Here is a 14,034-nt window from a genome sequence, read left to right as displayed (position 1 = left end):
CCCCGTTCGACAGCACGAGGGAGGTGGTCGACTCGTGACCGACTGGGTCTCGACCACCTGCATGCGGTGTGCCGTCGGCTGTGGCCACGTCCAGCGCGGGGTCGACATCGGCTACGGCCTCGACACCGTCCGGGGCGACGCGATGCACCCCGTGAACCGCGGGCTCGCGTGCCAGCGCGGCGTCAGCGAGACGGCCGACCCCGCGGGCGAGTGGCTCACCCAGCCCATGGTCCGGAGCGACGGCGAGCTCCGCAAGACCACGTGGGACGTGGCGCTCGGCCGGGTCGTCACCGAGTTCCGCGAGGCGATGGAGCGCGACCGCGATAGCATCGCGGTCCTCGGGAGCGGCCAGCAGACCAACGAGGCGGCCTACGCCCTCGGCAAGCTCGCCCGGGGCGGCATCGGCACCCGATTCTACGACGCCAACACCACGCTGTGCATGGCCAGCGCGGTGACGGCGTACTACGACGCCTTCGGCAGCGACGCACCGCCGCCGACCTACGACGACATCCCGGACGCGGACAACCACGTCGTCTGGGGCGCGAACCCGGCCGTCGCCCACCCCGTGATGTTCCGGTGGATCACCGACAGCGCGGACGAGGACGACGGCGAACTCGTCGTGGTCGACCCGGTGCGGACCGAGTCCGCCGAGGCCGCGGACCGCCACGTCAGCCCGGACCCCGGTGGGGACCTCGACCTCGCGCGGGCGGTGCTCGCGCAGGTGTGTGCCACCGACCGTGTCGACACGGAGTTCGTCGAGGCGTCGACGACCGGCTACGACGACCTGAAGCAGAACCTGCCCGACCCGGAAGTCGCCGCCGAGCGCGCCGGCGTCCCCATCGAGGACGTCGAAGCCCTCGCGGCCGCGTTCGACCACGACGCCCTCGTCTACTGGGGGATGGGCGTCAACCAGAGCGTCCAGGGGACCGAGACCTCCGGCGCGCTCATCGACATCTGTCTCGCGACGGGGTCGATGGGTCCCGGCAACGGCCCGTTCTCGCTGACCGGCCAGGCCAACTCGATGGGCACCCGCGTCTGTTCCTCGAAGGGCTCGTGGCCCGGCCAGCGCGACTTCGCCGACCCGGACGAGCGGGACCTCGTCGCGACCGAGTGGGACGTCCCGGTCGACCGGCTCCCCGACGACACCGGCCCGGGGCCGGTCGGGACCATGGACGCCATCGCCGACGGGCCGGTCGAGGCGGTGTACGCCGTCGCGACCAACCCCGTGGCTGGGATGCCCGACGCCTCCGCGGTCGCCGAGAAACTCGACGATGCGTTCCTGGTCGTCCAGGACGCGTTCGAGACCGAGACGACCGAATTCGCCGACGTGATCTTGCCCGCTGCGACGTGGGGCGAATCGGATGGAACCGCCATCAACATGGAGCGGACGGTGTCGCGGGTGCGGCCCGCGACCGACGTGCCCAGCGGGGTGCGGACCGACCTCGACATCATCACGAGCATCGGGAACGCGCTCGCGGACGGCCTGTTCGGCGAGGCGACCGACCCGAAGACCCTCTTTCGGGAGTTCGCCGACCTCACCGCGGGCACCCTCGCCGACTGTTCGGGAATCAGTTACGAGCGCCTCGAGGCCGAGTACGCGGTCCGGTGGCCCGCGCCGGGTCCGAAAGACAGCGGCGGCTACCGGTACTTCGACGAGGAGACGGAGGAGTGGTCGTTCCCGACGCCGTCCGGCAGGGCGCGGTTCGCTGGCGGCACGGGGAGAGACCTCCCCGAACCGGTGGACGAGGAGTACCCCCTGACGCTCACGACCGGCCGCGAGGCCGACGGGTACAACACCGGGATTCGCTCGCGAGGGGCCACGGGGGACGCCCCACCGGTGCGGGCGCGGGTCCACCCCGATACGCTCGAGGCGCACAGCGACCGGCTCGAACCGGCTGATGGAATCGACGAGCAGGTCACCCTGGAGACGAGACGCGCCAGCGTCACGGCCCGGGTCGACGCGGACGACGCCGTCCCCGAGGGGCTGGTCTGGTTGCCCATCCACCACCCGGCGACGAACGCGCTCACGAGCCCCGCGACCGACCCGCGGTCTGCCGAACCGAATCTCAAACAGTGTGCGGTCCGGCTCGTGGCGCCACAGCCCGAAATCGTGGTCGTGGGAGGTGAGCGCGTATGATATCTCGCAAGGTCGAGCAGCTGCTCATCGCGACGCTCGGCTTCTTCACCGCGTTCTTGCTGTGGTTCTCGACGGCCGCGTTCAGCCCTTCAATCGGGCAGACGTTCTCGCTCAGCCTTGCCGAACTGGGCCTGCTGGCGAGTTCGGCGATCTGGCTCGCACCGCCAGGGAGGGTCGCTGCCGGCTGGGCGGCCGACCGCCTCGGCGCGCACAACGTGTTCGCCATCATCCTCGGCTACTCCGGCATCGTGAGCATCATGTCGGCGTTCGCGACCAGCTACGAGATACTGTTCTTCGAGCGGCTGGTCGTCGCCTCCGCCGGCATCAGCTTCGTCGTCGGTATCCAGCACGTCGCCCAGTGGTTCGACGAGCACGAGATCGGGACGGCCGAGGGCCTGTACGCCGGGACCGGGAACGTCGGGGCCGGCGTGGGCGCGCTCATGCTCCCGCGCATCTACGGGACGAACTACACCGACGCGTTCCTGCACATCGGCGTCCTCGCACTCGGCGTCGCGGTGCTGTACAAGTGGCGCGGCGAGCCCGCACGCGACGCCGCGACCGCCGAAGTCGCCAAGCAGAACACGTCGCTCGGCGACACGCTGTACGTCTGGACGCGCTACGCCGCCATCGCGCTGATGCTGGCGTACGCGATGACGTTCGGGCTGGAGATCGCGATGAACTCCTGGCTCCCGAGCTACTACACGGAGGGCTTTGCGGCCTCCATCCGTGACCTCGGCTTCACCGACGTTGCGGCCATCCAGACCGCCGCGGGGACGTTCGCGGCCGTCCAGTCGTTCAACGCGTCGCTGTTCCGCCCGTTCTCGGGCTACATGTCGGACCTGTGGCAGCGCAAGGGCTGGACGCCCTATCCCATCCTCTCGACCGAGCAGGCGTACGCACCCCGCGTGCACTGGCTGCTGACGGCGCTGCTGCTGGTCACGCTGATGATGGTCCTGCTGACGGTCGTCGGCCTCGCAGGGCTGCTCCCGGCCTCCGTCATCGTCCTCGCGATGTTCGGCATCGCGGTGAGCTTCGGGACCGGCGGCGTCTTCGCCATCGTCCCGCTCATGTTCCCGGACCGGCCGGGGACCGCCTCGGGCTTCATCGGTGGCATCTCCACGACCGGCGGTATCGTCTACCCGCTGGTGTTCGGCTACGTCCCGAACATCCACATGGGCTACGCGCTCGCCGCGCTCGTGTTCTTCGTGCCCATCATCCTGTTCTACCTGTGGGCGATGCGGAGCGGGAGCGGCATCGAGGCCCACGGCATCGGGACGCGCGACCGCTGGCTCGACGACGGGTCGGGCAGCACGACGGCCACGCCAGGGGGTGATGACTGATGGCCGAAACCGAGCCGGAGTACGACTCGTGGTACAGGTGGGGCAAGGTCGCCCTGTACGCCGAGATGGGCATCGCGGTGCTCGTGACGGTGTTCTCGCTGTACCTCGCGTTCAGTGGCCAGACGGGGTTCCTGGCGTGACTGGCGCGCCCGAGGCGGCTCGCGGTGCCATCGTCCTCGCGGGCGGCCACTCGACGCGCTTCGGCGCGCCCGACAAGGCGCTGGCCGAACTCGATGGCGTCGCGCTGGTTCGCCACGTGGTGGACCGGCTCGCACCAACGGTCGACGAGGTCGTCGTCCCCTGCCGCGAGCCACAGGTCGCCGGGATTCGGCGGGCGCTCGCGGGCGCTGCCGTCGAGACGAGCGTCGTGGCCGACGATATCCCAGAGCGGGGGCCCGCTGGTGGCCTCCTGACCGGCCTCCGGGCGAGCGACGCCCCGGTCGTCGCCGTCACCGGCTGTGACATGCCGCGGCTGGACCCCGACTTCGTGGCGTCGCTGTTCGCCGAGATGGCGGGTGAGGCGGGCGTCGTGCCGGAGTTCGGCGGGCGTCGCCAGCCCCTGTGTGCCGTCTATCGAACCACGGTCGCCAGCGCGGTGTGCCTGCGGGCGCTCGGGGCGGGAGTGCAGTGTCTCCGCGATGTCGTGGCGCGACTGGACCCGACGGTCGTCGACGAGGAGACCGTTCGTGCACGGACGGACGCAGCGACCTTCGAGAACGTGAACTCGCAGGCGGACCTCACGGTCGTCGAGGGACGCGTCGTCGCGGACTGAGGAAGCGGTCTGTTACGCCGGGTGTCGGTGCAGCGCCGTCACTCGCCTGCGCCGTCCCACTCGTCCAGACAGTCGTCGTCGCAGAAGTGTCGGTGTTCGACGTTGCCATCCTCGACCCACGAGCGCACGCGATGTTCCTGCCCCGTCACCGCCGCGCCGCAGACCGCACAGGCGGGCGCTTCGTCGGGATCGACGTCGCCCAGATCTGAAGTCGGGTCAACCATACTACTCTCCTGAACGACCCGCAGGGCTTCAAGCCCGACGACGCTGGCAATTATTCGACGGCCTCGGCCGGGCCGTCCCGGACCTTCACACCTTTCGATGCCAGGTGACGGAGCTGTCGGTTCGCGAAATCCTCCTCGCTGGTGCCCCGCGTCGCCAGCACGTACATCAGCGCGTTCCCTTCGGGGCGCATGGTCCGGCCGGCGCGCTGGGCCCCCTGGCGGCGCGAGCCACCGAGTCCGGAGGCGACGATGGCCAACTCGGCGTCGGGCAGGTCGATACCCTCGTCGCCGACGCGGGAGATGACGAGCACGTGACGCTCGCCCCGGCGGAACTCGTCGAGCAGTTTCCGGCGCTCGGAGTGGCGCATCTCCCCGGAGATGAAGGGGGCGTCGAGGGCATCGGCGAGCATGTCTCCCTGGTCGAGGTACTCCACGAAGACGAGCGCCTTCTTCTCGGGGTGCTTCTCGAGGAGGTGGCGCGTCTCTCGAATCTTCGCGGGGTTCATCGCTGCCAGCAGCCGCTTCTCGTGGCCCGGGTCGGCGCTCGCGTGCTCGTTCTGGTCGTCGTCGTCGGCCCACGGGACGTAGTGGATGTAGACTTCGGGCTCTTGCACGTAGCCCGCCTGGAACAGGGCGTCCCAGTCGGTCCCGATGGGTGGGCCGATGAGGGTGAAGATGTCCTCTTCCTTGTCGTCCTCGCGAACCGGGGTCGCCGTGAGACCGAGGCGATGCCGGGACTGCAGGTCGGTGGAGCGTCGGAACACCCGCGAGGGCACGTGGTGGACCTCGTCGTAGATGATGAGCCCCCACCGGCGCGAGTCGAACAGTTGTCGATGGCGGTCCATCCCCGCCGTCTGGTAGGTCGCGATGGTCACGGGCCGAATCTGCTTCTCGCCGCCGTGGTACTCGCCGATCTGGTCGGCCGTGAGCGACGTGTGTGCCAGTAGCTCCTCGCGCCACTGGCTGGCGAGTTCGCGCGACGGGACCAGGATGAGCGTCTCTCCCTGCACCGCGGCCATCGTCCCCATCGCGGCGACCGTCTTTCCAGAACCTGGCGGGCCGACCATGATGCCCGACTTCTGCTCGGTGAAGCGGTCGACCCAGGTCTGCTGGTAGTCGCGCAGATTGAGGAGCAACTCGATGGGCAACTCGTCGCCCGATTCGAGGTCGCGCTCGTCCCTGACGGGATAGCCGGATTCGTACAGAATCCGCTTGATTTCGGCGATCTTCTCGTCGGCGACCCAGCTTGTCGTGTCGTCGATGGACGCTCTGAGGTGGGTGTCGTCGAGCTTCTGGCGGGCGACGTTGCCCATCAGGTTCTCGCTGGCGGCTTCGAGGACAGTGTAGCCCTCCTCGTGGGTCGAGAGGACGAACTGGTTCGCGCGCTTCCACTGGTCCTCGACCCACTCCTCGAAGTGCGGCGAGCGCTCCGGAATGACCTGCCGGATGGTCCGCATCAGCTTCTCGAAGTCGTCGTAGGGGGCCTGCCAGATGTCCTCCTGGCGTATCTCGTAGAGATACCCCCCGGAACGGGTGGTGTCGACCAGGTGGGCGAACTGCGAGCACTGCGCCCGGGTGAACTGCGTCGGCTGGTCCACGACGAGCCGGCGACGGCTCGGGAAGAAGACGACGCGCTCGCGGTCGACCATCTCGGCCCAGTCGGTCGCGTACCACACCGTCGGGTCGGTCTCGACCGTCTGGTGCTGGACGTCACCGCGACGCTCCAGCTGTTCGAGGGCGCGAAGGGCGCGCTCCTGGGTGGTGTCGAGCTTGCGGGCGAGCTGGGTCGCCGTGATGACCGGCTGCCCGTGGGCTTCGAGGGCGTCGTAGAAGCGGTTTACTGGTACCTCGTCCGACTCGTCGGTCGGTTCGTCGGGCGGAGACTCGGACTCGTCGGCTGTCACTACACCGTGGTTGTCGCCGGAGGGAGAAGGTGGTTTCGTCGTCGGGGCGCGCGTTACCCTTCGGTGGTGTCCTGCGTGGATTCCAGGACGGGCTCGTTCAGGATGGACGAGAACTCGAACCGGGCCCCGCCCGACTCGCTCTCGGTCGCCGTCACGTTCCAGCCGTGGGCGACGGCGATGCTCTCGACGATGCTGAGCCCGAAGCCGGTCCCGTTCTCGTCGGTGCTGTACCCGTACTCGAACACCTTCTCTCGCTCCTTCTCCGGGATGCCGGGACCGTCGTCAGCGACGAAGAACCCGCCGTTGACCCTGCCGAAGCGCACCGTCACGTCGGGTTTACCGTGTTCCAGACTGTTGCGGAACAGGTTCTCGAACAGGGCACGCAGTCGTTCGGGGTCGCCCTGGACGGACGGGAGTTCCTCCTCGACGACGAGCGAGGCGTCCGGCGCATCGACGACGTCCCAGGCGCGCTTGGCTGTGTCCGTGAGCGAGACGGCGTCGAACTCCTGGACGATTTCGCCCTCCTTCGCGAGCCGCAGCAGCGAATCGACGAGGGTCTCGATGCGACAGAGCGCGCGGTCGGCCTTCTCGATGTGCTCTCCCGCATCTTCCGGGTCCCCGCGGGCGAGTTCGAGGTGCAGCGACGCCGTGGTGAGCGGGTTCCGCAGGTCGTGACTCAGGACGCTCGCGAACTGCCCGAGTTGTTCGACGCTGCGCTGGAGCTGTCGTTCGCGTTTCGCCTGTTCGGTCCTGTCGTGAAGCACGCAGACGAATCCGCGGTGCTCGCCCGAGCGGTCGTTGACCCCCGAGAGGGTGAAATCCACCCAGTAGCGGTCGCCGCCCCGCTCGACGCGCCACCCCTCCTCGTGGACAGGCCCGTCCTCGCGTGCCCGTCGGAGGTGTTCCTCGGGGAGCCCGGCCGCGATGTCGTCGTCGGTGTACAGGATGGAGATGTGGGCGTCGATGATCTCCTCCCGGGGATAGCCGTTGATGCGCTCGGAGCTGGTGTTCCAGCTGGTGACGTTCCCGTCGGGGTCGAGACCCACGATGCCGTAGTTCTCGATGACCTCTATCAGCAGGTCGAAGCGTTCGCGCTCCTCGAACAGGTCGAGTTCGTTCCTGTCCGCGTCGGTGAGGTCGCGGGCGACGACGACCATCGCGCTCGAATCGGCGTCCCAGATCGCGTGGGCCGCCCGGATGTCGCTCCCGTCCTTGCGCCGCTGGGTGAGTTCGCCCGTCCACTCGCCCTCGCGGGGGACCGCAGACAGGATGTCCGCGTACTCGGGGTCCGTTCCGTCTCGTTCGAGGACGGTCCAGGCGGTGCCAAGGAGTTCCGACGGTTCGTAGCCGTACATCTCCGCGTAGTAGTGGTTGACGTAGATGTAGTGCCCCCCGGCGTCGACGATGCTGATGCCCGTGTTGACGTTGTCGAGTGCGTCCAGCTGGCGAGCGACCAGTCTGTGCTGACTGTTCTCCTCGACGGCCCGCTCTATCTGCTTCGCCAGCAGTACGAGGGATTCGCTCCCGTTCCACTGGACGTAGTGCGTGACGCCCGAGGCGAAGGCGTCGGCGACGTGTTGGTCGATCCCGTCGTCGGAGAACACGATGAACGGGGTGGGCAACTCCCGCCGGCGGAACTCGCGGAGGAACGAGAGGTCCCCTGCGTCCGGCGCGGAGAACGCCGTGACGATACAGTCCACACCTGCCCCGTCAGTTTCCAGTGCGTCGAACGCGGCCTCGTGGGTGGCGACCGACTGGACGACCGCCGACTCACAGCCGCGTTCGAGGGACTCGGTGAGCAGGCTACGAGTGCTGGACTCGACTGCGACGAGCAGGACGTCGATGGTCTCGCCGTCCTCCCGGTCTGTCCTGCCTTCGATACTCATCTCAGGTGGGATGTACGGCACCTTCGCGGGTAAGTCGCGCGGTTGGTCTTGTTCAAGTGACAACTGGCAGCCGTCGCACCTGTGGTCGAACCCGGTGTGAAGGAGAGGGGTCGACGACGCAGCAATCGTTTACCTATCAGTACAGAGGGGGTATTTGGACTCGAAAAAGCCTCCCATGGCCTTCGACCTCGATGGCTTCCCGCGAGTCGGCCGCCTGCTGTTCGTCGCGCTCGTCTTCCTGTTCGTCGGCTTGGTCGTGCTCGCGCTCATCATCGGGCTGGCCAGCGCGTGAGCGTCTCCCGAGTTCGGATATGGGTAGCGGGCCGCTTGCTGGACGGCCCAGCAGCTGCTCACCCGACCAACAGATGGAGAAGCACGACCCAGGCAGTCGTCCCCGCGAGCAGGAACAGGACACGCGTCACGTCCGTCTCGGTGCCGGGAATCAGGTGTGCAAGCTGCGCACGCCGGAACCCGAGGCGGGGAAACGACTCTTCGCGTCGGAGCCGTACCCGGTGCATTCGCCGTCGCTGGCTGTGGAACGCGGCCTGTTTCGACGGGAGGGCGTTCTCTCCAGCGATTCGGCCCAACGCCTCGTACGCGTCCATCGCTTTCCTGAGGCGCTCTGCGTCTGTTTCACCGTCTCGCTCGTACCGGTACTCCGAGTCCGGGTCGTAGAGACAGCGGTTCGTCTGGTGTCTGTCGAATACGGTCTCGGTATCGACGACGACACCGTCGATTCGGGTTCCGGCGAGTGCGGACCCGCTCAGGTTCGCACCGGACAGGTTCGCGCTCGACAGTCTGGCCCGTTCGAAGTTCGCATACGTGAGGTCTGCCCCATCGAAGTCCGCTGCCTGCAGATTCGCCTGTTCGAAGCACACACCGCCAGCCTGCGCGTCGGTGAACGACCCCTCGGGGAGGGACGCGCTGGTGAAAGAGGCGACTCCCTGGAAGCCGGCGTCGTCGAACTCGGGCCGTAGTCCGAACCGGGCTTTCTCGAAATCGGCTTCGTCGGCGAACGTCGCGTCTCGAAACACGGCCCGTCCCTCGAATCGCGTCACCTGAAACCGGGCCACACCGTCGAACGTCGCGGCGTAGAAGAAGGAGTCGCTCGCCAGTGTTGCGAGGCTGAAATCACCCGTCTCGGCGAACGTCGCCTGCCTGAAGTGAGCACCGTCGCGGAACGTAGCTCGCTTGAAGTCGGCCTTCGCTCCGAACGTCACACCCATGAAGGTGTTCTCTCCCTCGAACACGGTGCTGGAGAACCGGGCGGGCCCTCCGAACTCCGCCCAGCTACACTTCGCCCGGCCCCGAAACGTCGCGTTCCTGAACGTGGCCGCGGCTTCGACGCTCGTCTCGGCGAAGTGCGTCTCTCCCTCGAACGTGGCTGCGTCGAAGGTGGCTTCGTCCCGAAAGTCGGCGTCGGTGAAGTACACGTCGTCCTCGAACCGGGCCCCTTCGAAGCCGGCCGCCACCTCGAACACGGCGTCTGAAAAGTTCGTGGATGTGTCGAACGTACTGCGCTCGAACGAACACGCGCCCCGAAAGGTCGCCCCACGAAACGACAGGAACGGGACGGAGAGCGAGCGTCCCGAGAGGTCGACCGGCCCGTGGAACTCGGCGTGCGAGAGCAGTATCTCTGCGTCCGATTCGAGTTCGCCCGCGTGGTCGCACAACTCGAACGTCCCGAAAATCGCCCCGGCGAACTGATGCACCCGGGTTCCGTCGTCGGCCGTCTCGCGGGGAGTCGGACCGTTTTCGATAGAGCGAACGAACGCATCGACCACGGCGTCGTCGTCCTTCCGGTCGACCGGGAGGTGAAAGAGACACAGGTATTCGCCGTCGGCAGCGTCGTGTGGGCAGTGCCATCGGCCGTCGTCTGCGAGGAGTGCATCCCCGATGTAGCAGTCTTGCTTCGTCTCTGCGTTCCACATGTCGCTGTCTGAGGAATCGATGACGAACTCACAACTGCCGCCAGTGGGGGACATGGCTCGACCAACGAAGGAGAACGTATTCAAACTGGTTGGACGAGTTACCGGTCCAGCGCCGCGCTCAGAGCCGCCGAACGGCCCCGATGGCCGAGTCGATGGGCGGCGCGTCGAACAGTTCCAGCCCAGTGTAGGCGTTCGCCCCGGCGGTGTACATGTCGCTGGCGACCTGCAGCACGTCCTCGTCGAGGTGGTCGGGCTGGACCTCACACAGTTCCCGCCAGTCCGCGATGTTCTCGGCCTTGGCCTGCTCCTTCGCTGCACCCACAGCCTCGACCCATTCGGGCTGGGTGCGCTTGTGGTACTGCCGGATGACCTCCTTGGATATCTGGGTGCCCTCGTAGCTGAAGCGGTTCTCGTCGAAGGTGCCGACCACGTCGGCGACGCGAATCTCGCCGTCGAAGTAGAGGCACTCTATCTTGCCGTCCTCGTGGGTCAGCCCGCCCGCGGCAGCCTGCTCGGTGACGATACGGTTCACCTCGCGCGCGACAGCTTCGAGGTCGTCGATGTGGGCGATGCCCGCGATGTCGTCGGCTTCTTCCCGGCTGAGATAGCGGTCGGACTCCTCGTACTTGGTGGAGAACTCGACGATGGGCTCGTCGAGGTCGACGACTTCGTCGGGCCAGGACTCGAAGTCGAGGCCGTGGTCGGCCGGGTCGGTCCGGCTGCGCAGGCTGGAGCCGACGGGGACGCGGTTCCGGAAGACGATCTCGAGGGGGACGAGGTAGTTCTGGCCGGCCTCGGCGTGGAACGCGTCGTAGTCGTAGTCCCGACCCTCGTGGGGGAGGTCGGGGACCTGCGTGAGGTCGATGGCCATCTCCCACGGCGGATGCGAGGCCTCCCGGAGCGGGACGACCTCGCCGTCCTCGACGACGCCGCGGTAGTGGGTGGGGACGCCCTCGTCTTCCAGCAGTTCGAAGTTGTACGCGCCCATCGAACAGAGCGACGCACCCTTGCTGGGAATCTGGTCGGGCATCTTGCCCCAGTCGAACACGGAGTAGTCGTCGGTGAAGACGAACGCGCCGAGTCCGAGTTCGTCGGCCGACGCCGGTTCCTCGATGCGGAACTCCTTGACGGACGTCACGGGGGACACCCCCGCTCGCGAGTGCTCATGTGGGAACGCGCGAAGTGCGCCACCAAGAAGGTTTCATTCCGTGCTCGTGAGGCGGCCCCGGCCGGTGCCACCGCAAAGCGGTCCGGCGCGAATACATATCGCGACGATTACCTATATCTCGTCCGGTGACGTATCTGGAGGTATAGAGCGGGGAACGGCCTGTGGCCGGCGATTCCGCGCGACACGAGGGAACCATGACAATCATCGTCGACATCTCGATTCCTGCAACCCAGTTCGCCCTCGGGCGGCTGTTCGACGCGTTCCCCGACATCGAGGTCGAACTCGAACGACTGGTCCCGATGGAGACGGGCATCATGCCGTTGTTCTGGATGTCGGGGGCGGACGAGGCGAGGCTCCAGCAGGCGCTCGCAGACGACACCCTGACCAAATCGGTTCGGTCCCTCACCGAGACCGACGACCGGTCGTTGTTCGAAATCGTCTGGAGCCCGGATGTCAACGGCGTAATCCAGCCGCTCATGAAGAACGAGGGCGACGTGTTGCGGGCGGTCGGAAACGCCGACGAGTGGACGTTCCGACTGCTGTTCGCCGAGCGCGAGAACCTCACACAGTTCCGAGAGGACTGCGAGGCGCGTGGTGTCCAGATCGAACTTCGGCGAATCTTCAACCCCGCGTCGGCGACGGGGGAACCACTGCTCACAGACGAGCAACGCGAGATGATCGCCCTGGCGTTCAGGGAAGGGTACTGGGACGTGCCACGGCACACCACACTGGGTGAACTGGGTGAACAGGTGGGAATCAGTGATTCGGCCGCCTCCCAGCGGCTCCGGCGCGGTGTCAAAACGCTGGTCAAGGATACCGGCCTGGACCTCTGAGGCTCGTCGAGTCGGTAGTGATACCGGCGAGATGCCGTCGCTCCCGCGACGTTTTTACGCTTTGAACGGGACGGTAAGAGATAATGACCGATACGTTCGACACCGCTGCGGCCGACCTGCCGTCGGACGGGTTCGACTTCGCACACGTTCCCGAGACCGATCAGTCGTTCGAGAACGCGCTCGCGAAGGCCCGTGACGGCGAGCGGCTCACTGTCGCAGACGGTATCGAACTCATCACGACCGGGACCGACGTCGACGGTTTCGACCTCGTCCGCAAGGAGAAGGTGCTGCAGGCGGCCGACGAGCGCCGCCAGGACGTCGTCGGTGACGAGGTCACCTTCGTCGCGAACCTGAACAACAACGTCACCACGGCGTGTAACACGGGCTGCCTCTTCTGTAATTTCAAGAACACGGCGCACACCTTCGAGGAGGACTACGACGGCGAGCACGACGGGTTCACGAAGACCCCCGAGGAATCCCGGCGTATCGTCGCGGACGCGGTCGAACGCGGTGTCTACGAGATAACCTCCGTCTCGGGTCTCCATCCGGGGTTCGCACTCGACGACGAACACCACGAGATTCTGCGGGACTCGGATTGGAAGGAGACGAACTACAAGCCGCCCGAGCGCTACGCCACCGACCCCGGGACCTACGTCGAGCAGATACAGGCCATGTCCGTCGACGACGTGCACCTGCACTCGATTACCCCGGAGGAGGCGTACCACGCAAAGCGCGGCACCGACTGGAGCTACGAGGACGTGTATCAGAAACTCAAGGACGCCGGGCTGGACTCGGTTCCGGGCACCGCCGCCGAGATACTCGTCGACGAGGTGCGCGAGGTCATCTGCCCGGGCAAGATCGGCACCGACGACTGGCTCGAGGCGATGGAGGCCGCCGCCAACGTCGGCCTCGGCCTCACCGCGACCATCATGTACGGGCACGTCGACAACGCGGCCCACCGCGTCATGCACCTGAAGGAACTCCGTGACCTCCAGGAGCGCGTCGACGGGGCCATCACGGAGTTCGTCCCGCTCTCGTTCGTCCACGAGAACACGCCACTGTTCGAACACGGCGTGGTGACCGAGGGCGCGAGCCGGGCCGAGGACGAACTCATGATCGCGGTCGGTCGGCTCTTCCTCGACAACATCGAGCACGTCCAGTCCTCGTGGGTGAAGTACGGCGACGAGCACGGCATGAAGATGCTCAACTGCGGTGCCGACGACTTCATGGGTACCATCCTCTCCGAGGAGATAACCAAGCGCGCTGGCGGCCAGTACGGCGAGTTCCGGACGTTCGACCAGTACGTCGAGATGGTCCGGGCCATCGGGCGCGTCCCGGTCGAGCGCTCGACCGACTACGAGCACCGGCGCATAATCGAGGGTGACGGCCCGTTCGGTCCCGAACTCGGGCCGAAGGCGGACGGGACGCCGCTGCTCGACCCCGGCGAGGTGCCCGAGACGACGGGCGACGTGGCGAGCGCAGACGACTGACTTTTGCCGCGGGTCGCCGTACCCGGATGCATGAACACGCTCGCGCCGGCCGACGCCGACGACCAGTGGCGACTGCCACAGCACGCCCACATCGTCGTCTACGAGCGCGAGGGCGGGCGCGGGCTGCTCACCATCTACGACTGCGCCGCGGCCCAGAAGCCGCCCTCTGCCCAGTTGCTCGGCGACCTCGGGAGCGTCCGCGCCGCCCACGAGGTCCAGCAGAACCCGACGGGCTACGTCGTGCGGATGCGCGAGCCGTCGGTGCTCGCGAAACAGGGCGGGAACCACTGGGTCGTCAGGCCGGTCTCCGACAGCTGAGGCGTCTCGCGGGCGAAATCAAGGATTCCCT

General features: G+C 67.1%; 12 protein-coding genes. 7 read left to right on the top strand and 5 right to left on the bottom strand.

The window, feature by feature from the left end:
* Positions 1–34: 34 nt before the first annotated feature.
* From nasA to ACSC1S_RS14055, 4 genes are read left to right on the top strand one after another with little or no spacing between them, the layout of a single operon-like run.
* Positions 35–2,137: an assimilatory nitrate reductase NasA gene (gene nasA / locus ACSC1S_RS14070; protein ID WP_435364867.1), complete on the top strand. Its 2,103-nt coding sequence runs from the start codon at positions 35–37 to the stop codon at positions 2,135–2,137.
* Positions 2,134–3,477 carry an MFS transporter gene (locus tag ACSC1S_RS14065; protein ID WP_435364866.1) on the top strand — a complete coding sequence of 448 codons (1,344 nt, stop codon included), beginning with the start codon at positions 2,134–2,136 and terminating at the stop codon, positions 3,475–3,477. Before nasA ends, ACSC1S_RS14065 begins: the two co-directional genes overlap by 4 nt.
* On the top strand, positions 3,477–3,617 hold the full coding sequence (locus ACSC1S_RS14060; protein ID WP_261652465.1) for a hypothetical protein: 141 nt from the start codon (positions 3,477–3,479) through the stop codon (positions 3,615–3,617). Before ACSC1S_RS14065 ends, ACSC1S_RS14060 begins: the two co-directional genes overlap by 1 nt.
* A complete protein-coding gene (locus ACSC1S_RS14055; RefSeq protein ID WP_435364865.1) occupies positions 3,614–4,249 on the top strand; it encodes a molybdenum cofactor guanylyltransferase in 636 nt (211 codons plus the stop codon). The genes ACSC1S_RS14060 and ACSC1S_RS14055 overlap by 4 nt, the downstream gene beginning before the upstream one ends.
* A gap of 38 nt (positions 4,250–4,287) precedes the next feature.
* On the opposite strand, the gene ACSC1S_RS14050 is transcribed toward ACSC1S_RS14055, so the two are convergent.
* The 5 genes from ACSC1S_RS14050 to ACSC1S_RS14030 all read right to left on the bottom strand — a co-directional run bounded on the left by ACSC1S_RS14050 (position 4,288) and on the right by ACSC1S_RS14030 (position 11,332).
* Entirely contained in the window at positions 4,288–4,473 is a 186-nt protein-coding gene (locus ACSC1S_RS14050) for a DUF7576 family protein (RefSeq protein WP_369684426.1), read from the bottom strand.
* Positions 4,474–4,523: 50 nt separating this feature from the next.
* Positions 4,524–6,377 (bottom strand): DEAD/DEAH box helicase family protein, encoded by a 1,854-nt coding sequence (locus tag ACSC1S_RS14045; RefSeq protein ID WP_435364864.1) that lies wholly within the window; start codon positions 6,375–6,377, stop codon positions 4,524–4,526.
* A gap of 53 nt (positions 6,378–6,430) precedes the next feature.
* A complete protein-coding gene (locus ACSC1S_RS14040) occupies positions 6,431–8,263 on the bottom strand; it encodes a PAS domain S-box protein (RefSeq protein WP_435364863.1) in 1,833 nt (610 codons plus the stop codon).
* Between the two features lie 350 nt (positions 8,264–8,613).
* A complete protein-coding gene (locus ACSC1S_RS14035; RefSeq protein ID WP_435364862.1) occupies positions 8,614–10,248 on the bottom strand; it encodes a pentapeptide repeat-containing protein in 1,635 nt (544 codons plus the stop codon).
* A 64-nt stretch (positions 10,249–10,312) separates the two neighbouring features.
* Positions 10,313–11,332, bottom strand: a complete 1,020-nt coding sequence (locus ACSC1S_RS14030) for a phosphoribosylaminoimidazolesuccinocarboxamide synthase (protein ID WP_435364861.1) — start codon at positions 11,330–11,332, stop codon at positions 10,313–10,315.
* A gap of 224 nt (positions 11,333–11,556) precedes the next feature.
* On the opposite strand from ACSC1S_RS14030, the gene ACSC1S_RS14025 reads away from it, so the two are divergent.
* The 3 genes from ACSC1S_RS14025 to ACSC1S_RS14015 all read left to right on the top strand — a co-directional run bounded on the left by ACSC1S_RS14025 (position 11,557) and on the right by ACSC1S_RS14015 (position 14,003).
* Entirely contained in the window at positions 11,557–12,195 is a 639-nt protein-coding gene (locus tag ACSC1S_RS14025; protein WP_435364860.1) for a helix-turn-helix domain-containing protein, read from the top strand.
* An 83-nt stretch (positions 12,196–12,278) separates the two neighbouring features.
* Positions 12,279–13,685, top strand: a complete 1,407-nt coding sequence (gene cofH / locus ACSC1S_RS14020; protein ID WP_435364859.1) for a 7,8-didemethyl-8-hydroxy-5-deazariboflavin synthase subunit CofH — start codon at positions 12,279–12,281, stop codon at positions 13,683–13,685.
* A gap of 30 nt (positions 13,686–13,715) precedes the next feature.
* Positions 13,716–14,003: a hypothetical protein gene (locus ACSC1S_RS14015; protein ID WP_435364858.1), complete on the top strand. Its 288-nt coding sequence runs from the start codon at positions 13,716–13,718 to the stop codon at positions 14,001–14,003.
* Positions 14,004–14,034 lie beyond the last annotated feature (31 nt).

The sequence above is a fragment of the Haloarchaeobius pelagicus genome (genome assembly GCF_051207375.1).
Classification (GTDB): domain Archaea; phylum Halobacteriota; class Halobacteria; order Halobacteriales; family Natrialbaceae; genus Haloarchaeobius.
The sequence above is the reverse complement of the archived record's forward strand: the minus strand, read 5'-3'. Positions and strand labels throughout refer to the sequence as shown.

What these genes read in the sequence shown, in the direction of transcription:
- ACSC1S_RS14035 (WP_435364862.1), bottom strand. Translation starts at nt 10,248, where the DNA reads ATGTCCCCCACTGGCGGCAGTTGTGAGTTCGTCATCGATTCCTCAGAC.
- ACSC1S_RS14060 (WP_261652465.1), top strand. Translation starts at nt 3,477, where the DNA reads ATGGCCGAAACCGAGCCGGAGTACGACTCGTGGTACAGGTGGGGCAAG.
- ACSC1S_RS14015 (WP_435364858.1), top strand. Translation starts at nt 13,716, where the DNA reads ATGAACACGCTCGCGCCGGCCGACGCCGACGACCAGTGGCGACTGCCA.
- ACSC1S_RS14040 (WP_435364863.1), bottom strand. Translation starts at nt 8,263, where the DNA reads ATGAGTATCGAAGGCAGGACAGACCGGGAGGACGGCGAGACCATCGAC.
- cofH (WP_435364859.1), top strand. Translation starts at nt 12,279, where the DNA reads ATGACCGATACGTTCGACACCGCTGCGGCCGACCTGCCGTCGGACGGG.
- ACSC1S_RS14025 (WP_435364860.1), top strand. Translation starts at nt 11,557, where the DNA reads ATGACAATCATCGTCGACATCTCGATTCCTGCAACCCAGTTCGCCCTC.
- ACSC1S_RS14065 (WP_435364866.1), top strand. Translation starts at nt 2,134, where the DNA reads ATGATATCTCGCAAGGTCGAGCAGCTGCTCATCGCGACGCTCGGCTTC.
- ACSC1S_RS14050 (WP_369684426.1), bottom strand. Translation starts at nt 4,473, where the DNA reads ATGGTTGACCCGACTTCAGATCTGGGCGACGTCGATCCCGACGAAGCG.